Annotated in this window: 18 protein-coding genes; 7 read left to right on the forward strand and 11 right to left on the reverse strand. The window is 70.8% G+C overall.

Features of this window, described 5'->3' with window-relative positions:
* The 5 genes from H7H31_RS16095 to pknB all read left to right on the forward strand — a co-directional run bounded on the left by H7H31_RS16095 (position 1) and on the right by pknB (position 7,264).
* Positions 1 to 522 carry an FHA domain-containing protein FhaB/FipA gene (locus H7H31_RS16095; RefSeq protein ID WP_176162947.1) on the forward strand — a complete coding sequence of 174 codons (522 nt, stop codon included), beginning with the start codon at positions 1 to 3 and terminating at the stop codon, positions 520 to 522.
* A 66-nt stretch (positions 523 to 588) separates the two neighbouring features.
* Positions 589 to 2,127, forward strand: coding sequence for a Stp1/IreP family PP2C-type Ser/Thr phosphatase (locus H7H31_RS16100; protein ID WP_187061305.1), 1,539 nt, complete (start codon positions 589 to 591; stop codon positions 2,125 to 2,127).
* A gap of 21 nt (positions 2,128 to 2,148) precedes the next feature.
* Positions 2,149 to 3,564: an FtsW/RodA/SpoVE family cell cycle protein gene (locus H7H31_RS16105; protein WP_187061302.1), complete on the forward strand. Its 1,416-nt coding sequence runs from the start codon at positions 2,149 to 2,151 to the stop codon at positions 3,562 to 3,564.
* Complete coding sequence (locus H7H31_RS16110) at positions 3,561 to 5,027, forward strand: peptidoglycan D,D-transpeptidase FtsI family protein (protein ID WP_187061303.1); 1,467 nt, start codon at positions 3,561 to 3,563, stop codon at positions 5,025 to 5,027. Before H7H31_RS16105 ends, H7H31_RS16110 begins: the two co-directional genes overlap by 4 nt.
* Before the next feature lie 170 nt (positions 5,028 to 5,197).
* A complete protein-coding gene (gene pknB / locus H7H31_RS16115; protein ID WP_187061304.1) occupies positions 5,198 to 7,264 on the forward strand; it encodes a Stk1 family PASTA domain-containing Ser/Thr kinase in 2,067 nt (688 codons plus the stop codon).
* Between the two features lie 406 nt (positions 7,265 to 7,670).
* Here the strand turns inward: pknB and H7H31_RS16120 are convergent, their stop codons facing one another.
* The 5 genes from H7H31_RS16120 to H7H31_RS16140 all read right to left on the reverse strand — a co-directional run bounded on the left by H7H31_RS16120 (position 7,671) and on the right by H7H31_RS16140 (position 11,721).
* Positions 7,671 to 8,420 carry a class E sortase gene (locus H7H31_RS16120; protein WP_187059893.1) on the reverse strand — a complete coding sequence of 250 codons (750 nt, stop codon included), beginning with the start codon at positions 8,418 to 8,420 and terminating at the stop codon, positions 7,671 to 7,673.
* An 84-nt stretch (positions 8,421 to 8,504) separates the two neighbouring features.
* Positions 8,505 to 9,839, reverse strand: coding sequence for a class E sortase (locus tag H7H31_RS16125; RefSeq protein ID WP_232110312.1), 1,335 nt, complete (start codon positions 9,837 to 9,839; stop codon positions 8,505 to 8,507).
* Entirely contained in the window at positions 9,758 to 10,432 is a 675-nt protein-coding gene (locus H7H31_RS16130) for an aminodeoxychorismate/anthranilate synthase component II (RefSeq protein ID WP_187059894.1), read from the reverse strand. The genes H7H31_RS16125 and H7H31_RS16130 overlap by 82 nt, the downstream gene beginning before the upstream one ends.
* A gap of 46 nt (positions 10,433 to 10,478) precedes the next feature.
* Positions 10,479 to 10,637 (reverse strand): hypothetical protein, encoded by a 159-nt coding sequence (locus tag H7H31_RS16135; protein WP_176162941.1) that lies wholly within the window; start codon positions 10,635 to 10,637, stop codon positions 10,479 to 10,481.
* A gap of 313 nt (positions 10,638 to 10,950) precedes the next feature.
* Positions 10,951 to 11,721 carry a DUF881 domain-containing protein gene (locus tag H7H31_RS16140; RefSeq protein WP_187062782.1) on the reverse strand — a complete coding sequence of 257 codons (771 nt, stop codon included), beginning with the start codon at positions 11,719 to 11,721 and terminating at the stop codon, positions 10,951 to 10,953.
* A 145-nt stretch (positions 11,722 to 11,866) separates the two neighbouring features.
* Here H7H31_RS16140 and crgA point away from each other — a divergent pair, with 145 nt between their 5' ends.
* On the forward strand, positions 11,867 to 12,124 hold the full coding sequence (gene crgA / locus H7H31_RS16145) for a cell division protein CrgA (RefSeq protein ID WP_176162939.1): 258 nt from the start codon (positions 11,867 to 11,869) through the stop codon (positions 12,122 to 12,124).
* 640 nt (positions 12,125 to 12,764) lie between these two features.
* On the opposite strand, the gene H7H31_RS16150 is transcribed toward crgA, so the two are convergent.
* On the reverse strand, positions 12,765 to 13,661 hold the full coding sequence (locus tag H7H31_RS16150; RefSeq protein ID WP_187062783.1) for a rhomboid family intramembrane serine protease: 897 nt from the start codon (positions 13,659 to 13,661) through the stop codon (positions 12,765 to 12,767).
* A gap of 226 nt (positions 13,662 to 13,887) precedes the next feature.
* Positions 13,888 to 14,421, reverse strand: coding sequence for a peptidylprolyl isomerase (locus tag H7H31_RS16155; protein ID WP_176162937.1), 534 nt, complete (start codon positions 14,419 to 14,421; stop codon positions 13,888 to 13,890).
* A gap of 257 nt (positions 14,422 to 14,678) precedes the next feature.
* Between H7H31_RS16155 and H7H31_RS16160 the strand changes: the two genes are divergently transcribed.
* Positions 14,679 to 15,401, forward strand: coding sequence for a DUF5324 family protein (locus H7H31_RS16160; RefSeq protein ID WP_187062784.1), 723 nt, complete (start codon positions 14,679 to 14,681; stop codon positions 15,399 to 15,401).
* A 147-nt stretch (positions 15,402 to 15,548) separates the two neighbouring features.
* On the opposite strand, the gene H7H31_RS16165 is transcribed toward H7H31_RS16160, so the two are convergent.
* From H7H31_RS16165 to H7H31_RS16180, 4 genes are all read right to left on the reverse strand, one after another.
* Positions 15,549 to 16,943, reverse strand: coding sequence for an MFS transporter (locus tag H7H31_RS16165; protein ID WP_232109894.1), 1,395 nt, complete (start codon positions 16,941 to 16,943; stop codon positions 15,549 to 15,551).
* A 109-nt stretch (positions 16,944 to 17,052) separates the two neighbouring features.
* Positions 17,053 to 17,661, reverse strand: coding sequence for a D-Ala-D-Ala dipeptidase VanX (vanX, locus tag H7H31_RS16170; RefSeq protein WP_187062786.1), 609 nt, complete (start codon positions 17,659 to 17,661; stop codon positions 17,053 to 17,055).
* On the reverse strand, positions 17,658 to 18,698 hold the full coding sequence (gene vanA, locus H7H31_RS16175) for a D-alanine--(R)-lactate ligase (protein WP_187062787.1): 1,041 nt from the start codon (positions 18,696 to 18,698) through the stop codon (positions 17,658 to 17,660). The genes vanX and vanA overlap by 4 nt, the downstream gene beginning before the upstream one ends.
* Positions 18,691 to 19,668, reverse strand: a complete 978-nt coding sequence (locus H7H31_RS16180; RefSeq protein ID WP_187062788.1) for a D-isomer specific 2-hydroxyacid dehydrogenase family protein — start codon at positions 19,666 to 19,668, stop codon at positions 18,691 to 18,693. Before H7H31_RS16180 ends, vanA begins: the two co-directional genes overlap by 8 nt.
* Positions 19,669 to 19,811 lie beyond the last annotated feature (143 nt).

Genomic DNA, 19,811 nt, shown 5'->3' on the forward strand with positions numbered 1-19,811 from the left:
ATGTCAGAGCTGACCCTCACGGTCATGCGGTTGGGTTTCCTCGCCGTACTGTGGCTGTTCGTCATCGTGGCCGTACAGGTCATCCGCAGCGATCTGTTCGGTACGCGGGTGACCCAGCGCGGGTCGCGGCGCGGCAGCGACCGGGCGCAGCGGCAGCAGGCGAGCCCACCGCAGCAGCGGCAGCAACAGCAGTCCGGCGGCCGGGGGGGCGGTCGGCAGCGGCGCGGCGCCCCCACCAAGCTGGTGGTGTCCGAGGGCACCCTCACCGGTACCACCGTCGCCCTCCAGGGCCAGACGATCTCGCTCGGTCGGGCCCACGACTCGACGATTGTGCTGGACGACGACTACGCCTCCAGCAGGCATGCCAGGATCTATCCAGACCGTGACGGGCAGTGGATCGTCGAGGATCTCGGGTCCACGAACGGTACGTATCTCGACCGGACCCGGCTCACCACGCCGACGCCGATTCCGCTCGGTGCGCCGATCCGCATCGGCAAAACCGTCATCGAGCTGCGGAAGTAGTAGGAACATGACGACCGGAGGGTGGGCACCGTGCGGATGTACCCGGAGCCGACGGGCGAGGTGCGCATGAGTCTGTCGCTGCGTTTCGCCGCCGGATCGCACAAGGGCATGATCCGGGAGGGCAACGAGGACTCCGGCTACGCCGGCCCCAGGCTGCTGGCCATCGCCGACGGCATGGGCGGGCAGGCGGCCGGTGAGGTCGCCAGTTCGGAAGTGATCTCCACCCTCGTCCAGCTCGACGACGACGTGCCCGGTTCCGACATCCTCACCTCGCTGGGCAGCGCCCTGCAGCGGGCCAACGACCAACTGCGCGTCATGGTCGAGGAGGACCCGCAGCTCGAGGGCATGGGCACCACGCTTACCGCGCTCCTGTGGACCGGTCAGCGGCTCGGCCTCGTCCACGTCGGTGACTCGCGCGCGTACCTGCTGCGCGACGGCGCCCTGACCCAGATCACCCAGGACCACACCTGGGTGCAGCGGCTGGTGGACGAGGGGCGGATCACCGAGGAGGAGGCCACCACGCACCCGCAGCGGTCGCTGCTGATGCGGGCCCTCGGCAGTGGTGACCACGTCGAGCCCGACCTGTCGATCCGCGAGGTGCGGGCCGGGGACCGGTACCTGATCTGCTCGGACGGGCTGTCCGGCGTGGTCAGTCACCAGACCCTCGAGGAGACGCTGGCCAGCTACCAGGGGCCGCACGAGACCGTGCAGGAGCTGATTCAGCTCGCGCTGCGCGGTGGCGGCCCGGACAACATCACGTGCATCGTCGCGGACGTCCTGGACGTGGACGGCGGCGACGCGATGACCGCGCAGCTCAACGACACCCCGGTGATCGTCGGCGCGGTGGCCGAGAACCAGATCCAGCTCGGTGACGGCGGCGCCGCGCAGACCCCCGCGGGTCGCGCCGCCGAACTGGGCAGGAAGCCCGTGCCGCCGCAGGCGAGCGGTGAGGACGCGGGCGGCTTCGGCCCGCCCGGCAGCGGCGAGCCGTCCATCGGCCGGGCGGGCGACGGCGCTTTCGGCGGCTACCCGGACGGCGGCGAGGCGCTCACCAAGGGCGGTCGCAGCAAGTGGATCAAGCGCTCGGCGTACATCGCGCTGGCGCTCGCGGTGGTCGGCGGCGGGTTGTACGGCGGCTACCGCTGGACCCAGAACCAGTACTACGTCGGCGCCAACGGCGACCACGTGGCCATCTACCAGGGCATCAGCCAGGACCTGGCGTGGATCAGCCTCAACAAGGTCCACCAGGACTTCGCGGACATCGAACTCAGGTACCTGCCGGTGGACCAGCGCGGTCGCGTCGAGGACACCATCGCGATGAGCGACCTGGGGCAGGCCCGGAAGAAGGCGAAGCAACTGGGCCTGCTCGCCGGCACCTGCCAGAAGCTCGACCAGCAAAAGCGCGCTCAGGAAGAGCGCAAGAAGGCCGAGGACCAGCAGCGGGACCTCGGCAAGGGAGAGGGCCAGACCGGCGACCAGACCGGCAAGCCAGGCGCGCAGCCCCGTACCGACACGACCACTCCGTCCCCCACCCCGACGCCAACGCCCTCGCTGTCCCCGGCGGAGCGCGAACTGGCCGACGAGTGCGGCGGCACCCAGCAGTGAAGCGGTAGGGGGCCGCCAGCGATGAGCAGCAGTACCACCAGCACGACCACGATCAGTACGGCCGGTCCGCCGAGCCGTCGCAACACCGAGCTCGCGATGCTCGCCTTCGCGGTGATCATCCCGGTGTTCGCGTACGCCAACGTGGGCCTCGCGCTCAGCGACGAGATGCCGTCGGGCATGCTCAGCTACGGCCTGGGCCTCGGCCTGCTCGCCGGCATCGGGCACATCGTGGTGCGCAAGTTCGCGCCGTACGCCGACCCGTTGCTGTTGCCGTTGGCGACGCTGCTCAACGGGCTCGGCCTGGTGTTGATCTGGCGTCTCGACCAGTCGGAGCGGCTGGCCCGGGCCGCCGCGTCGCAGGGCTTCGCCTACCAGGCGTCGGCGCCCAACCAGCTCATGTACTCGGCGATGGGCGTGGCGTTCTTCATCGGCGTGCTGATGCTGCTCAAGGACCACCGCATCTTGCAGCGCTACACGTACATCTCGATGGCCGGCGCGCTGGTCCTGCTGGTGATGCCGGTCTTCTTTCCGGCCAAGTTCGGTGCCCGCATCTGGGTGACCGTCGGCTCCTTCTCGATCCAGCCGGCCGAGTTCGCCAAGATCGTGATCGCGGTCTTCTTCGCCGGCTACCTGATGGTCAAGCGGGACGCGCTGGCGCTGGCCAGCCGCCGCTTCATGGGCCTTTACCTGCCGCGCGGGCGTGACCTGGGGCCGATCCTCGTCGTGTGGGCGATGAGCATCCTGATCCTGGTCTTCGAGACCGACCTCGGCACCTCGCTGCTGTTCTTCGGCATGTTCGTCGTCATGCTGTACGTGGCGACCGAGCGCACGAGCTGGATCGTGTTCGGCCTGTTGATGTCGGCCGTCGGCGCCGTCGGCGTGGCCACCTTCGAGCCGCACGTGCAGCAGCGCGTCGACGCCTGGCTCGACCCGTTCGCCGTCTACGAGACCGGCCAGGGCACCGAGCAGATCGCGCAGGCGCTGATGGCGTTCGGCTCCGGCGGCGTGATGGGCACCGGGCTCGGGCAGGGCAACTCCGACCTGATCGGCTTCGCCGCCAACTCCGACTTCATCCTCGCCACCGTCGGCGAGGAGCTGGGACTTGCCGGCACGATGGCGATCCTGCTGCTGTACGGGTTGATCGTGGAGCGCGGCGTGCGCACGGCGCTGGCCGCCCGTGACCCGTTCGGCAAGCTGCTGGCCATCGGCCTCTCCGCGGCCTTCGGCATCCAGGTCTTCGTCGTCGCCGGCGGCGTGATGGGGCTCATCCCGCTGACCGGTATGACCATGCCGTTCCTCGCCTACGGTGGCTCGTCCGTGCTCGCCAACTGGGCGCTGATCGCCATCCTGATCAAGATCAGTGACACCGCGCGCCGCCCGGCCCCCGCCCCCGCTCCCTCACCCGACGCCGAGATGACCCAGGTGGTCCGACCGTGAACAAGCCCCTGCGCCGGATCGCGATCTTCTGCGGGCTTCTGGTCCTCGCCCTGCTGGTGCGCGACAACTGGATCCAGTTCGTGCAGGCCGACGAGCTGGCCGACCACAAGCACAACCGCCGCGTGGAGATCGCCCGCTACAGCCAGCCGCGCGGCAACATCATCGTGGACGGCAAGGCCATCACCGGTTCCAAGGAGACCAACGGGACCGACTTCAAGTACAAGCGCACGTACACCGACGGCGAGATGTGGGCGCCGGTCACCGGCTACGCCTCGCAGGTCTACGGCGCCACGCAGTTGGAGAACCTGCACGACGGCATCCTGACCGGCGACGACGACCGGCTGTTCTTCAACCGCACCCTCGACATGATCACGGGCAAGAGCAAGAAGGGTGGCGACGTCATCACCACCCTGAACGCCAAGGCCCAGAAGGCCGCCTTCCAGGGGCTCGGCAGCAAGAAGGGCGCCGTCGCCGCGCTCGACCCGCGCACCGGCAAGATCCTCGCCCTGGCCTCCACGCCGAGCTACGACCCGTCCACCATCGCGGGCGGCTCGAAGAAGGACGAGGAGGAGTGGAAGCGGCTGGACGAGAAGAACAACAAGGACGTCCCGATGCTCAACCGGGCGCTGCGCCAGACGTACCCGCCCGGCTCCACGTTCAAGGTCGTCACGGCCGCCGCCGCCCTGGAGAACGGCCTGTACGACAGCATCGACGAGAAGACCAACTCGCCGCTGCCGTGGAAGCTGCCGCTGACCACCGGCCAGCCGCTGCCGAACGAGGGAAACATCCCCTGCAAGGACGCCAGCCTCAAGCTGGCCCTCCAGGTCTCGTGCAACACGGTCTTCGGCAAGATCAGCGATGACCTCGGCAACGAGAAGATGATCGAGCAGGCCGAGAAGTTCGGGTTCAACGAGACCGTCGACACCCCGGTGCGTACCGCCGCGAGCGTCTACCCCGAGGACAACCGGCCGCAGAACGCGATGGCCGGCATCGGCCAGGCCAGCAACCGCGCGACGCCGCTCCAGATGGCCATGGTCACCGCGGCGATCGCCAACGACGGCAAGATGATGAAGCCGTACATGGTCGACAAGCTGCGGGCGCCCAACCTCAACGTGGTCGAGCAGACCGAGCCCGACGAGATGTCGCGGCCCATGTCGTCGGAGACCGCGCACAAGCTCCAGGACATGATGGAGAACGTCGTCGAGAAGGGCACGGGAACCAGCGCCCGCATCTCCGGCGTCACCGTCGGTGGCAAGACCGGCACCGCCCAGCGCGGTGTGGCCAACAGCGAGAAGCCGTACGCCTGGTTCATCTCCTACGCCAAGGGCGAGGACGGTTCCCCGGTGGCGGTCGCGGTGGTGGTCGAGGACTCGCAGGCGTCCCGCGGCGACATCTCCGGTGGCGGGCTGGCGGCGCCGATCGCCAAGTCCGTCATGAAGGCCGTGCTCGACAGCGAGAAGTGACCCAGGCCACCCTGATGATCCAGATCTCCGCACGGCGCGATACCGGTCGGATATCAGGTCACGGTGGTGGCCAGGACCCGTGATACGCGGCGGGTACGGTATGCCGAGCAGCACACCGCCGGGCCCCCACACCGGTGCGGTCGGGAATGACGGAGAGGGCTGGAGAAGCTATGGAAGAGCCGCGTCGCCTCGGCGGCCGGTACGAGCTGGGCTCGGTGCTCGGCCGCGGTGGCATGGCGGAGGTCTACCTCGCCCATGACACGCGCCTGGGCCGCACCGTCGCTGTGAAGACGCTACGGGTCGACCTCGCGCGCGACCCGTCGTTCCAGGCCCGGTTCCGCCGTGAGGCCCAGTCGGCCGCCTCGCTCAACCATCCCGCGATCGTCGCGGTGTACGACACCGGCGAGGACTACGTCGACGGCGTCTCGATCCCCTACATCGTGATGGAGTACGTCGACGGCTCGACCCTTCGCGAACTGCTCCACTCCGGGCGGAAGTTGCTGCCCGAGCGGTCGATGGAGATGACCGTCGGCATCCTGCAGGCCCTGGAGTACTCGCACCGCAACCAGATCGTCCACCGCGACATCAAGCCGGCCAACGTCATGCTGACGCGCACCGGCCAGGTCAAGGTGATGGACTTCGGCATCGCGCGCGCGATGGGCGAGTCCGGCATGACGATGACGCAGACCGCCGCCGTCATCGGCACCGCCCAGTACCTCTCGCCCGAGCAGGCCAAGGGCGAGCAGGTGGACGCGCGCAGCGACCTCTACTCGACCGGCTGCCTGCTGTACGAACTGCTGACGGTGCGGCCCCCGTTCGTCGGCGACTCGCCGGTGGCCGTCGCCTACCAGCACGTACGCGAGGAGCCGCAGCCGCCCAGCGCGTACGACCCCGAGATCACGCCCGAGATGGACGCGATCGTGTTGCGGGCGCTGGTGAAGGACCCGGACTACCGCTACCAGTCGGCCGACGAGATGCGCGCCGACATCGAGGCGGCCCTCGACGGGCAGCCGGTGGCGGCCACGGCCGCGCTCGGCGCCGTCGGTTACGGCGACGACCAGCCGACGGCCATGCTCCGGTCGCAGGACGCCGCGGCGCAGACGACCATGCTGCCGCCCGCGCGCGACGACGACGGCGGCTTCGGCTACGACGAGCGCGGGGATCGGCACCGCGGCGAGAAGAAGAGCCACACCTCGACGATCCTGCTGGTCATCGCCGCGATCCTGGTGCTGGTGGGCGCGATCTTCATCGGCAAGGCGCTGTTCGGCGGCGAGAAGAACGACGCCATGGTCGACGTGCCCAACCTGGTCGGCAAGACGCTCGCGGAGGCCCAGAAGACGGCCGAGAACGGCGACTTCACGATCGAGGAGGGCGAGGCGAAGTTCTGCAAGCAGCCCAAGGGAACGGTCTGCGAGCAGACGCCCGCCTTCGGCCCGGAAGCCGAGGTCAAGCGGAACGGCACCGTCGAGGTGGTGCTGTCGAAGGGGCTCGCGGTCACCAAGGTCGAGGTGCCCGACGTCACCGAGAAGCAGGTCGACAACGCCAAGAAACTCCTGGAGGAGAAGGAGTTCACGGTGGTCGTCGAGCAGACCGAGTCCGACCAGGAGGCCGGCAAGGTCCTGAGCCAGACCCCGGACGGCGGCACCAAGGTCCGCAAGGGCACCGAGGTCACGCTGACGGTGGCCAAGAAGAAGGAACAGGTCACCGTCCTGGACGTGATGGGCAAGTCCGCCGACGAGGCCAAGCAACTCCTGACGGGCCAGGGCCTGAAGGTCGAGACCCAGGAGCAGGAGAGCGCGGACAAGCCGGCCGGCACGGTCATCAGCCAGACCCCGACCGGCGGCACCCCGGTGGTGCCGGAGTCCGTGGTCACCCTGACGATCGCCAAGGCGCCCGAGGAGGGCGACGAGGGCGGTGACGAAGGGGGCGACGGCGGCGAAGAGAGCGAGGCCCCGGTCCAGGTCCCGGTGCTCACCCAGCAGAAGCTCGGCGACGCCCGCGCCACCCTGGAGGGCCTCGGCCTGCGGGTCGGCGAGATCAGGGGCCCGCAGGACGACAACGCCATCGTGCTGCTCTCGCAGCCCGGCGCCGGCAGCCAGGTCCCGAAGGACACCGCGGTGAACCTCACCACGATCAGCGGCGGCACGCCGGGTGGCGGGGACAACGGCGGCGAGCACGGGAACGGCGGCAACGGGGGCAACGGAGGTAACGGGGGCAACGGAGGCTGGTTCGGCTGACCTCCGGCCACCGTGCCAGGCGCGGTCCGCGGCCCCGGCGGGGCCGCCCGGGCACCGGCCACATCACCTGACGGACGGCCCGTCGTCCGCGCTCCTCGGCGCGGACGGCGGGCCGTTCGTCGTGGGTCGCGCCCGGTGCGGGGCGGGCGTCGGGCGCGCTACGGGCGCAGGCGCGCCGTGGCCGGCGCGGAGCGGGGTGGAGCGCGCTGGGGGCGTGGGGTGGGCCGCGGGGCGCTGAGCGGGCGTCCTGGGGCGGCGCGTGGGCGCTCCGGGGCGGCGCGTGGGAGCGGGGAGGCCGCAGGAGCGGGAGGCCACGGGAGCGGGAGAGCGGGAGGCCGCGATGGCGGGTGGAGCGTGGCTCCGGCGGGGGGCGGGGCCCGGCGGGGGGCGGGGGAGCCCCGTGGGCTTAGCGCAGCTCCGCCGGCTCGGTGCGGTTCGCGTCCACCTTCTCGGTGCGTTCCAGCTCCGCCCACACGATGTAACGGTGCCGGGAGGTGTAGACGGGGGTGCAGGTCGAGAGGGTGAGATAGCGTCCGGGCTTTTTCCTGCCGGACTCCTTGGGTATCGGCGCGAGGACGTCCACGTTGTACTTGGAGGTCTCCGGGAGCTTCGCGTAGACGCGGTAGACGTACCAGACGTCGCGGGTCTCGAAGACCACCGCGTCGCCCTCGTCCAGCTTGTCGATGTTGTGGAACTTGGCGCCGTGGCCGTCGCGGTGCGCCGCCAGCGTGAAGTTGCCCTTCTTGTCCCACGGCATCGCGGACTTGACCGGCTTGGTGTAGTAGCCGGCGACGCCGTTGTTGAGGGTCTTGGTGGCGGTGCCCTTCTTGACGAGTATCTCGCCCTCCTTGAGGCCGGGGGCGTGCAGGAAGCCGATGCCGTCCCTGGTGTCGAGGGCGCCCGGGCCCTTGGCCCAGTTCTCGCGCACCTTGTCGGACTGCTTCTTCGCCTCCCGGTCGGCGATCACGTTCGTCCACCACAGCGAGTAGACGACGAACAGGGCGAGCAGCACGCCCACCGTGATCAGCAGCTCGCCGAAGACGCCGACGGCGGTCGCGATCCGGCTCCGGGTGCGACTGCCGCGCGGCGGTGCGGCGGCAGTCGCACCCGGCCCGCCCGGCTGCTCGCCCCGGCCGTCCTCGTCGGTCCGTACCACCGCGTCGTACCTCGTTCCTGGTTCGCCACCGGGTGCCCTCGCACCTCGGTCGAGCTACCGCCCATCCCGGTCCGCCGGGTCCGCTCACTGCACCAGCGGGTCCGGTTTTCCCTGGGAGCGGGGGCGCTCCTCAACCATCTTGCCCCACACGATCATTCGATACTTACTGGTGAATTCCGGCGTGCACGTCGTCATCGTGAGATAGCGCCCCGGTCCGGTGAAGCCGGAACCGGGTGGTACGGGGCCGATGACGCCGATGTTGGACGGCGAGGTCTCCGGGAGGATGGCGGCCATCTCGTACGTGTAGTAGGCGTCCTGGGTCTCCACGACGATCGGGTCGCCGGGCTGGAGCCGGTTGATGTAGCGGAAGGGTTCGCCGTGCGTGTTGCGGTGGCCGGCGACCGCGAAGTTGCCCCGCCTGTCCGACGGCATGGCGGTCCTGAGCTTTCCGGTGCCGTAGTGACCGACCATGCCGCGGTCGAGCACGTTCCGCTTGTCGATCCCCTCGGCCACCGGGACCACCACGTCGAGCTTGGGGATGTACATGATCGCGAACCCCTCGCCGGGCTCGAACTCCCCGGGCGCCCGCTTGTCGTCCTGCGCCCACTGCTTCTGTAACTTCTCGCGCTCTTCCCGCGCCTGCTGCTGCGCGATGATGTTCGTCCACCAGAGCTGGTACGCCACGAACAGCAGCATCAGCACCCCGATGGTGATGAACAGCTCGCCCAACCCCCGGCTGACCATGGCCGCCACGCCGGGTCTGCGCGCCCGCTCGGCCCGGCGGGCCGCCAACCGGGTCGTGGGCGCCGCGGGCCCGGTCGCGGCCCCGGCGTTCGCCACGGCCGGCGGGCCGGCGCGGGCGGCTCCGGGCGCGCGGCGGGCGGCGGCGCGACGGCCGGCGCGGCCCGCCGCCTTGCGGGCGGCCTTGCGCCGCGCGGCCCGACCGCCGGGTGCGTCGCCGGCCGACGGGCGCGGCCGTTCGGGCGGGAGCGGGAACTCCCCGCGCTGCGGTGGCTGCGCCTGACGCAGGGCCATCGTCTCGGCGTCCACCAGCGGGGGCATCGGCCCGGGCCCCGGGGCGCCGCGACGCACCAGCCCCGGGACGCGGAGGCCCACCGTCTCCTCGTTGGACGGCCGACCGGCGGCGGGCCGGCCAGCGCCCGGGGCGGCGGTGCCTGGACCGGTGGTGTCCCGGGCGGCGGTGCCCCGGGCGGCGGTGTCCCGGGCGGCGGTGTCGGTCGCTCCGGCGCCGGTGGTCGCGGTCGAGTCGGCCGGAGCCGTGCTGTCGGACGGGCCCGGGCGGGGGGCGGCGGCTGCGCGGTCGGGGCGCAGTGCGGTCACGCCCCGGCCTTGCCGACCACCGGCGCCAGCCCCACCGCCCGCTCCACCGCGCCCGCGTCGCCGCACCGGGTCAGCCAGTTCGCCAACATGAGGTGCCCCCACTCGGTGAGCACCGACTCCGGGTGGAACTGCACGCCCTCGATGGGCAGTTCCCGGTGGCGCAGACCCATCACGATGCGGCCCGCGCCCGCGCCGCCACCCGGCCCCTCGCCCGGGGCGTCGGTCCAGGCGGTGGCCTCCAGCTCGGCGGGGAAGGTGCCGTTCTCGACGGAGAGCGAGTGGTAGCGGGTCGCGGTGAAGGGGGACGGCAGCCCGCTGAAGACGCCGGCGCCGTCGTGGGTGACCGCGGAGGTCTTGCCGTGCAGCAGTTCGGGGGCGCGCCCGACGACGCCTCCGTACGCGACGGCCATCGACTGCATGCCCAGGCACACGCCGAACACGGGCACGCCGGTCCGCGCGCAGTGCCGCACCATGTCCACGCAGACGCCCGCCTGCTCGGGGGTGCCGGGCCCGGGGGAGAGCAGCACCCCGTCGAAGCCGTCGTCGGCGTGCGCGGGCTCGACCTCGTCGTTGCGCAGCACCTCGCAGGTGGCGTCGAGTTGGTAGAGGTACTGGACGAGGTTGAAGACGAAGCTGTCGTAGTTGTCCACGACGAGAATGCGCGCGGTCATCGGGTGCCTGCCGTTCCTGCCGTATCGGTTCCTGCCGTCGCCGCGGTCACTCATCAACCGTCACGTCGTTGAACGGCAGCAGCGGCTCCGCCCACGGGAAGACGTACTGGAAGAGCACGTAGACGACGGCGAGCACGAGCAGCAGCGAAATCAGTGCCCGCACCCACGCGTTGCCCGGCAGGTGCCGCCAGATCCAGCCGTACATGCCGCCCCTACTTGCCGTTGAGCCGATGGATGAGTCGCTTGCGGAACCAGGGTAAGGGGCGCGGTGGCGGGGTCGTGGGCCAGCCGGACAAGAGGTGGGGGATGCTCCGGGCGGCGCGCGCGGGCCCGCCGGGGCGGGTCGGGGCACAGCCGGGGCGGGTCGGGGCACGGCCGGGATCGTTTGGGGACCGGTCGCTGCCGGGAGCGCCGGCGGTCTTCGGGGGCCGGGCGTCGCGCGCGGGGCGGGACGCGCCGGCGGCCTGGGGCGCGTGGGGGGCGGGCCGCCCGGTGGGCGCGGGGGTGGCGGCGCGCCGCTAGTCGGCGGGGCGAGCGTGGTGCAGGTCGACCGTGCCGGAGTAACCGGGCAGCGTCACCGCGTCGTGCTCGTCGACCTGCCAGCCGAGGCCGTACGCCTTCACGTACTCCTGGTAGTTCTGGATCGCCGGGGACTCCCGGAGCGCGTCGCGCAGCGCGGAGACCTCGCCCACGGCGGTGATCTTGTACGGCGGGGAGTAGACGCGGCCCTGGAGGATCAGCGTGTTGCCGACGCAGCGCACGGCGCTGGTGGAGATCAGCCGCTGGTCCATCACCCTGATGCCCTCGGCGCCGCCCTGCCACAGCGCGTTGACGACGGCCTGCAGGTCCTGCTGGTGGATGACCAGGTCGTTGGGTTGCGGGTCGGGCACGCCGGAGATCCTGGGGGTGGCGTTCGGCGGGGCGTCGGTGAGGGTGACCGTGACCGCGCTGCCGCGCAGCTTCCGGGTGCCCGCCGCCTTCTCCAGCGCGCGCAGCCGCTCCTCGTCGGCCGCGCTGCGGTCGTCGTCGCGGTGCAGCAGCGCGTCCACGTCGGAGCGCATCTTCGCGGTCTTCTCGTCCAGCGCGGCGTTCTTGTCGCTGCGGGCCTGGATGAGGTCCGACAGCCGCAGCATGGACTCGTCGCTGCGGATGTTGGTGCCCTGGGCGGTGTTGAAGCTGATCCAGAAAATAAGCCCGGCGAGGGCGAAGATGGCGATCGTCAACAACCGGATCGGGCGAAAAGCGAAGCGCCGAGGGGCCGGTCCAGGGGAGTCGGCTGAATTACTCAACGTACCCTTATCTCTCTCGACGCCGCGGAAGCACTACGCTAACGGACGCCCGGGAGAAAGGAAGTGCTCCCCGCTCAGTGCTCCCGGCGCCCCGTCCCACTAGGTTTCCGCGCGGTCACGCAGCGCATCGACAGGAGAGTTCCTCGTGCCGAAGTCACGTATCCGCAAGAAGGACGACTTCACGCCGCCGTCGGCGAAGCAGGCCACGACCATAAATCTGAACAGCGGGCGGAGCTGGGTCGCGCCGCTGATGCTGGCCATGTTCCTGATCGGCCTGGCCTGGATCGTGGTCTTCTACGTGACCGACGGCAGCCTGCCCATCGACCCGATCGGCAACTGGAACATCGTCGTCGGGTTCGGCTTCATCGCGGCGGGGTTCGTCGTCTCGACGCAGTGGAAGTAGCCGCACACCGCATGACGCCGTGGCACCGCTCGTCGCGTGCACCGCACGCCGCGTGACGCCACGCGCTGCCTGACGCCGCCCGCCGCCTGAGCGCCGCTCGCCCGCGTGACGCCGCCCGCGGGCCCGGAGCCGCTCGTCGTGTGACAGCGCCACGCTGGGCGAGCGCGAGGGGACGAGCGCGCCGGGCGTTGCTCGTCGGGTGCTACTCGTCGGGCGTTGCTCGCCGGTGGGGGCGGCGCCGGCCGCTGCCGGTCGTTGTCCCCGTCGCCGCGTGCGTACGCGAGGTGGCGGAGTCCGGGCCCGGTGTGGCAGGGTCGGTCGCCCCCGGGATGCGCCGCGGGCGCGGTGTTCGCGCCCGGGCAGGCAAGCTCTGACCTGAGTTATCCACAGAGCGATCCACAGTGGGGAAAACTTACGACGATCTGTGGATAACCTGCGCGATGTTGACGCCGGTGTGACCGATCCGAGCCCTGCCCGCTACCGCCCATACCGCGCCTGCCTGCGGAAACGCCCCTCCGTACGCACCTGGACAGACGTTCCCACAGGACACGCGGCGCGCTGTGGACAACCACCGTGGACCAGCCACTAAGAGGGTTTCCGCGCGCCCGCGCGTACCCGCCCGCGCGGGCTCGAGCCGGGCTCAGCCCGTGAGCTGCGCGGTGCGCAGCAGCACCGTGCCCAGGATGACCAGGAACACCGCCACACAGGTCCCGGCCTGCACCAGGTCGCGGCGCTCGCGCGGGGCGTGGACCATGCCGTAGGCCACCGCGGTGCCCACGATCAGGCCGCCGATGTGCGCCTGCCAGGCGATGTCGTTCCAGGCGAAGGTGAAGACCAGGTTCAGCGCCAGCAGGATGACGACCGGGCGCATGTCGTAGTTGAGCCGGCGCATCAGCACGGCCGTGGCGCCGAGCAGGCCGAAGATCGCGCCGGAGGCGCCGAGCGACGCCTGCGAGGCGTCGGCCAGCAGGTAGCTGAGCGCGCTGCCGCCGAGCGCGGACAGCAGGTAGAGCGCCAGGAAACGGACCCGGCCGAGCGCCGCCTCCAGCGGGGCGCCGAGCCACCAGAGCGAGAGCATGTTGAAGGCGATGTGGAACGCCTCCTCGTGCAGGAACGTGGCCGTCAGCAGGCGGTACCACTCGCCCTCGGCGACGCCCTGGACCGGCGTGAAACCGGAGTCGGACGGCGGCCACTCGCCCACCATCGCCCAGTCGTTGATCATCTGGTTGCCGTTGGACAGCACGACGATCCAGACCAGCACGTTGATCGCCAACAGGATCTTGGTGATCAGCCGGGGGTCGCTCGCGAGCGAGCCGCCCGCGATCGTCCGGGGCTGGGTGCTCGCCGGCCGCCGCAGGCCGCTGCCGGACGACCCGCCGCCGCCGCTGGCGTGGGCCCCGCCCGCGCACTCCGGGCAGTGGAAGCCGACCGAGGCACTGACCATGCACTCGGGGCAGATCGGCCGGTCACAGCGGGTGCAACTGACCCCCGTCTCCCGCTCCGGGTGCCGGTAGCAGCAGACCGCCTGGTCCTCCATGGTCTCCCCTTACCTCTCCCCCGGTGCCCGTGCGCCGGGCAGTGTACGGCCGCCGCACCACCCACCTGTGGGGTGTACGGATGGGCGGGGCGGGATGGTTCCTCGCCCCCGCGCCCGATGTCGGTCGGCGCCCGGCCGGACGGGCGCGCGGTGGTGCCGCCCACGCCGCGCCGCCCCGGCGGGGCCGGGGCGGCGCGGCGGATGGTGCGGCGAAGTGGCGCGGTGCTCAGCCCTCGCGGGTCTCGATCACCACGGACTCGATGACCACGTCGTTGACCGGGCGGTCGGTGCGCGGGTTGGTCTCCGTGTTCGCGATGGCGTCCACGACCTTCTTGCTGGCGTCGTTGGTCACCTCACCGAAGATGGTGTGCTTGCCGGTGAGCCACGTGGTGGGCGAGACGGTGATGAAGAACTGCGAGCCGTTGGTGCCCGGGCCCGCGTTCGCCATGGCCAGCAGGTACGGCTTGTTGAACGACAGGTCGGGGTGGAACTCGTCCCCGAACTTGTAGCCCGGACCGCCGGTGCCGTTGCCCAGGGGGTCGCCGCCCTGGAGCATGAAGCCGCTGATCACCCGGTGAAAGACCGTGCCGTCGTACAGCTTCTTCTTGGACGCCTTGCCGGTCGTCGGGTCGATCCACTCGCGCGTTCCCTCGGCGAGTTCGACGAAGTTCTTGACCGTCTTGGGTGCGTGGTTCGGCAGCAACCGGACCTCGATGTCCCCGTTGTTGGTCTTCAGGGTGGCGTAGAGCTGCTCAGCCACGATCTACCTTCCATAGTTCTCACTGGACGTCTCCCGATCCTCGCATGGACGCCGGGGAGACGAGTAGCCGCCGGAAACAGCGCGCGGCGCCCCTTTCCGTAGCCTTGTACGCGCAGGGCCCCCGTGACCCGGATGCCCGACCGCAGGTGCCCGGCGATCAACGAGCAGGCATGATCTGCAAATGGGTGGAAAGGCGACCTAAGCGTCGAGGGGCGTCTGACGGACCCCGGATACGCCACCGAGGAGGAGGAAATTCCGTGACCCGCAAGGACAGCGTGCGAGACGCGACCGGCCCGGCCAAGGAGAGCGTCCGCCACGCGGTGGAGGTGGTGGGGCCACACGCCAGCCAGGCCAAGGAAGCCGCCGTGCACTACGCGTACGAAGCCCGCGCCAAGCTCGCGCCGAAGGTGTCGCACGCGGCGCAGCAGGCCCGGGCGACGGCCAGCGACCAGTACCACAGCCGCCTCGCCCCGCGCATCGAGCACGCGCGCGGCGCCGTGCCGCCCACGGTGGACCGCGCCGCGCACCGCGCCGCGGCCCGCACCCGCAGGGCCGCGCGACAGGCCGCCGACTACACCGGCCCCCGCGTGGAGAGCGCGCTGGCCAACGCCCGCGCCGCCACGGACCCGGTGCGCGAGGAGGCCGCGGCGCGCGGCGGCGCGGCCCTGGCCGCGCTCCGTGGCCAGATCACCGCGGCCGACGTCGAGCGGTTGCAGAAGAAGCAGCGCCGGCGCGCGCGCCGGGGCAAGTTCGCCAAGCGGTTCGTCGTGCTGGGGCTGCTGACCGGTGGGGCGTACGCCGCGTGGAAGTGGTGGGACAAGCAGGCCAACCCGGACTGGCTGGTGGAGCCGCCGGCCGCGACGGAGGTCGGCGACCGCGAGGCCCTGACGCCGGCCGAGCGCGCTGAGCGGGACGGGCTCGATCCGGAGGTCGAGGCCAAGCAGGCGGCGGCGGACGCCGCGAAGCGCGACAAGTCCTGACGCGCGAACCACCGCCGCGCCGGCGGGCGCCCGACAAGGGTCCCCGCCGGCGCGGGGGCGCGTGCGCGTCGCGAGGGCGGCTGAGCCGGGTGAGCCGGGCGCGGGCGCACACAGCGGGGCTCGCGCCGCCCTGCCCGGGGCGGCGGGCTAGTCCGAGGCGGATGCGCGCTCCGGCGTGGGCGCGGCCGGTACGTCCGCCCGCGCCTGCCCGATCGCCTCGGCGTCCGCCCCCGCCCACGCGCCCGTCTCCGCCCGCGGTTCCGTGTCCGATCCCGCCTGTTCCCGGGGCAGGTCGCGCTGGCGGCGCATCGGGCTCACGGCGAGGATGAGCCAGGACGGGGCCACGATGGCCGTCATGATCCACATGGTGGTGCGGTAGCCGACGGCGTCCCCGAGCACGCCGCCGACGAGCGAGCCGAGCGGGATGGTGCTGTGGTTGATCACCATGGCCGTCGCCACGACCCGGCCGAGCAGGTGGGGCGGGCAGTAGCTCTGCCGGAAGCTGCCGACCACGACGTTGGCCACGGAGACGCCGATCCCGACGGTGAACGCCCCCGCCACGAACAGCAGCAGCCCAGGCCCGGCCGTCGTCATCGGCAGGAGCAGCACGAACGGCGCGGTGACGGCCTGGAGGAGCAGCAGGCCGCGCGCGGTGCCGAACCGCCGGGTGGCCCGCGTCGCCACCAGTGCCCCCACGATGCCGCCGGCGCTGCCGCCGGTCAGCAACAGGCCGACCATGGCCGGGTTCAACCCGACGGTGCGCACCAGGAACACGACCTGCACCGCCTGGTAGCCCATCAGCGCCATGTTGATCACGGCTCCCCAGGCGACCATCGACCGCAGGTACCGGTCCCGACCCACGAAGCGGAGTCCCTCGCCGATCTGCTGCCGCAGGGGTACCCGTTCGGCTTCGGGGGCGCGGTCCGGCTCGACCACCGCGATCCGTCGCAGGCAGAACGCGGAGACCAGGAACGTCACCGCGTCGGCCACGAGCGCGGCCACCGCACCGCACGCCTGCGCGAGCAGCCCCGCCGCGCCAGGACCGACCACTCGGGTCGCGGCCTCGCTGCCCTGGAGCTTGGCGTTGCCTTCGAGCAGGTCCCGCCCGTCGAGGACGGTGCGTATGTACGCGTGGTAGGCCGGGTCGAAGCACACGGCCGCCGTGCCGCACACCAGCGCGACGCCGACCAGGTGTCCGTACGTGAGCGCGCCGAGCCACGCCGCCACGGGGATGCTCACCAGGGCCGCGGCGGACACCAGGTCGCACGCGAGCATCAGCGGACGCTTGCGTGTCCTGTCCACCCACGCGCCCACCGGCAAGCCCACCACCAGCCAGGGCAGCCACACCGCGGCGGCGAGGAGGCCGACGGCGGTGGAGCTGGCGTCCAACACCTCGACCGCGATCAGTGGCAGGGCCACCGCGGTGATGCCGTTGCCCAAGCCGCTCGCGGTCTCGCCCACCCACAGCAGCCGGAAGTCCCGCTGGGCGAGCACGCCCCAGCGCGTACGGGCCCGGCCCGTCGCCTTCTTCGTCAGGTCCACGCCAGGCATGATGTCCCGGCCCCCCGCCGACCGTCCCCCGCTTTTACGGGCGCTACGCGGGCGCCCGGGCGAGCACGGCCACGGGTGCCCGCTCGACGGCCCGGTGCGCCTACGTGATGGGGAAGTCGAAATACGTGTCCGGATAAGGCTCCGCCCTCAGCGTGTAATGCCACCACTCGCACGCGTAAGCGGCGAATCCGCAAGCCTCCATGATCGAACGCAGGTGTTCCCGGTGCGTCGCTTCGGCCTGGGTGATTCCCGCCGCGCCGTGATGGGAGAGGGAATCCATCAGGTCGTGGCCGCCGCCCATGGGGGCGAGTTCGCCGGTGGTCAGGTCGTACAGCGTGAGATCGACGGTGCTGCCTCGGCTGTGACCCGACTTGGCGGCCACGTACCCCTTTTCGAACATTTCGGCCCGGTCGATGTTCGGGTAGTGCCGCGCCTTTGTCCGGCCGTCCTCCGGCTGTCGCGACCAGCGCAGAAAGCAGTCGACGGCGCGCTGAGGGCGGTAGCCGTCCCAGAGCACCAGGCCGAAGCCGAGGGACTCGGCCTTCTCCTGGGCACGTTCCAGCGCCGCGCACAGGGTCCTCGTACCGACGATGCGGTTGGTCAGGTACCCGTCCACCGGCTTTCCGGTGAAGTTGTCCCAGGTGGCGTACTTGGCGTCCCACCGTATTCCGGGTATGAGTTCGTCCACGAAGACGAAGTCGTCCCTCATCGGTTTTCCCCCGCCAACGCCAGCGACACCGTACGGTCGATCACCTCGGACATCGAAAGGCCCGCCGCCGCCATCATGCGCGGATAGCGGCTGTACGAGGTCATCCCGGGAAAGGTGTTGACCTCGTTGAGGACCACCTCGCCGTCCTCCGTGAGGAACATGTCCACTCGCGCCAGCCCGCCGCAGCCCAGGGCGCGGTATACGGCCCTGGCCGTTTCCTGGGCGAGTGCTCGTGCCTCTTCCGGTATGTCGGCGGGCACGATCGCCTTCGAGTTGTCGGAACCGGTCTCCGGCGCGTCCTCCTGGTGGATGCGGAAGAAACCGTGCGACAGGGCGATGCGGTCCACCTCGCCCGTGACCACGTCCGGCCCGTTCCCCAGCAGGGCGCATCCGATCTCGCTGCCGACGACGGCCTCTTCGATCAGCACCTTCGCGTCATATCGCCGTGCGAGGTCCACCGCGCCCCGCAATTCCGCTTCCTCGGTCACCTTCGTCACGCCGAAGGACGACCCCGAGCGGGCGGGCTTCACGAAGACCGGGTAGCTGAGCCGCGTGGCGTCGAACGTCTCGTGCGCAGCGACGGTCCAGAACTTCGGTGTGGCGATTCCGGCGCTCGCGGCGACGAGATAGGTGAGGGACTTGTCCATGCACAGCGCGGAACTCTGGATGTCACAGCCGACGTAGGGGATGCCGGAGAGTTCCAGCAGGCCCTGGATCGCGCCGTCCTCGCCGAGCGTGCCGTGCAGCACGGGCACCACGACGTCCAGCCTGACCTTCTCGTACCGCCCCCGCTCCTCGACGAGCAGCCCGTGCACACCGCTGTCCGGCGTGAGCACGGCCGGACGGCAGTCGCCGCGCTCCCAGTCCGCTGCGGGCCCGTCACAGAGCCGCCACGCGCCGCTCCTGGTGACCCCGACGTAGAAGGGTTCGTACTTCTCGACGTCGAGGTTTCGGGCGACCTCACACGCGGACTTGATGGATATCGGGTGTTCCTCGGAACGCCCCCCGAACAGAATCCCGACCTTCAACCTAGCCATGCCGGTTCTCGCTTTCGAATGTCAGACAGTTGGTGAGGGAGTTCTCGACGGTGTCGCGCAGGGCGTGGTCCGTGTAGTACGCGGTGTGCGGGCTGATCAGCACGTTCGGCAGCTCTTGCAGGCGCACCAGCGCCTTGCTCGCGATGGGCTTGTTCCGGCAGTCGGCGTAGAAAACGCCCTCCTCCCCTTCGAGGACGTCCAGCGCCGCGCCGCCCAGTTCGCCGCTCTCCAGGGCCTGGAGGAGGGCTTCGGTATCGATGAGGGCACCGCGTCCCGTGTTGACGATCAGCGCGTCGCGCTTCATCCGCGCCATGCGCCGCCGGTTCAGCAGGTGGTGGGTCCGCGCGGTGAGCGGCGTATGCAGCGAGACCAGGTCGCTGCGCTCCAGCAATTCGTCGAGCGGGACGTAACGGGCGTCGGTCCCAGGGTGGGGATCGTGGGCCAGTATTCGACAACCGAATCCCCGCAGCCGGTCCACGACCGCCGCGCCGATACGCCCCGTGCCCACCACTCCGACGGTCAGGTCGCGCAGCTCACGCCCGCGCGCTTCGCTCGCCCGGTAATCGTGTACGTCCGTCCGACGGATAATGGATTTCGCGTCCCGTACCGCCATCAACATCAGCATCAACGTGTAGTCGGCCACGCTGTCCGGCGAATAGCTGACGTTTCCGACCGAGATGCCGAGGCCGGCGGCGTATTCCACGTCGATGTGGTTGTATCCGATGCTCCGCGTGGAGACGTACGCCACGCCGGCCTGGCCGAGCGCGCGCAGCGTGGCCCGGGATACGGGTGCCTTGTGGCCGACGCTGACGCATCGGCTACCCACCGCCAATTCGCTGTTGGCCTCGGTCACCGGTGCTTCGGTGATGGTCGTCGTCACGCCGAAACGAGGGGCCAGTTCTCGGAACAAAACGGCCTCATCTGGGCCGCACCCGAATATCGCGATGTGGGCCGGTTTGCTGTTGGTCATGCGCTCAGTCAACGCGGCGCGGCGTTGCCGGAACGTATGGGCTTTTCGATATGCCGGCGATATGCCCGACCGCCTTGACTGGCGGCATGCCGTTCAACGAATCAGCCACCATCCGCTCCGGCAGGTGCCCCACCGGCCTGTCC

Origin of the sequence: Streptomyces buecherae, assembly GCF_014295035.1 — a bacterium.
GTDB lineage: Bacteria > Actinomycetota > Actinomycetes > Streptomycetales > Streptomycetaceae > Streptomyces > Streptomyces youssoufiensis.

Bases quoted from the DNA above. Each gene is read 5' to 3' on its own strand.
- H7H31_RS16130 (WP_187059894.1), bottom strand. From the start codon at position 10,432: ATGACCGCGCGCATTCTCGTCGTGGACAACTACGACAGCTTCGTCTTC.
- H7H31_RS16100 (WP_187061305.1), top strand. From the start codon at position 589: ATGAGTCTGTCGCTGCGTTTCGCCGCCGGATCGCACAAGGGCATGATC.
- pknB (WP_187061304.1), top strand. From the start codon at position 5,198: ATGGAAGAGCCGCGTCGCCTCGGCGGCCGGTACGAGCTGGGCTCGGTG.
- H7H31_RS16135 (WP_176162941.1), bottom strand. From the start codon at position 10,637: ATGTACGGCTGGATCTGGCGGCACCTGCCGGGCAACGCGTGGGTGCGG.
- H7H31_RS16105 (WP_187061302.1), top strand. From the start codon at position 2,149: ATGAGCAGCAGTACCACCAGCACGACCACGATCAGTACGGCCGGTCCG.
- H7H31_RS16095 (WP_176162947.1), top strand. From the start codon at position 1: ATGTCAGAGCTGACCCTCACGGTCATGCGGTTGGGTTTCCTCGCCGTA.
- H7H31_RS16180 (WP_187062788.1), bottom strand. From the start codon at position 19,668: ATGACCAACAGCAAACCGGCCCACATCGCGATATTCGGGTGCGGCCCA.
- vanX (WP_187062786.1), bottom strand. From the start codon at position 17,661: ATGAGGGACGACTTCGTCTTCGTGGACGAACTCATACCCGGAATACGG.
- H7H31_RS16150 (WP_187062783.1), bottom strand. From the start codon at position 13,661: ATGGAGGACCAGGCGGTCTGCTGCTACCGGCACCCGGAGCGGGAGACG.
- vanA (WP_187062787.1), bottom strand. From the start codon at position 18,698: ATGGCTAGGTTGAAGGTCGGGATTCTGTTCGGGGGGCGTTCCGAGGAA.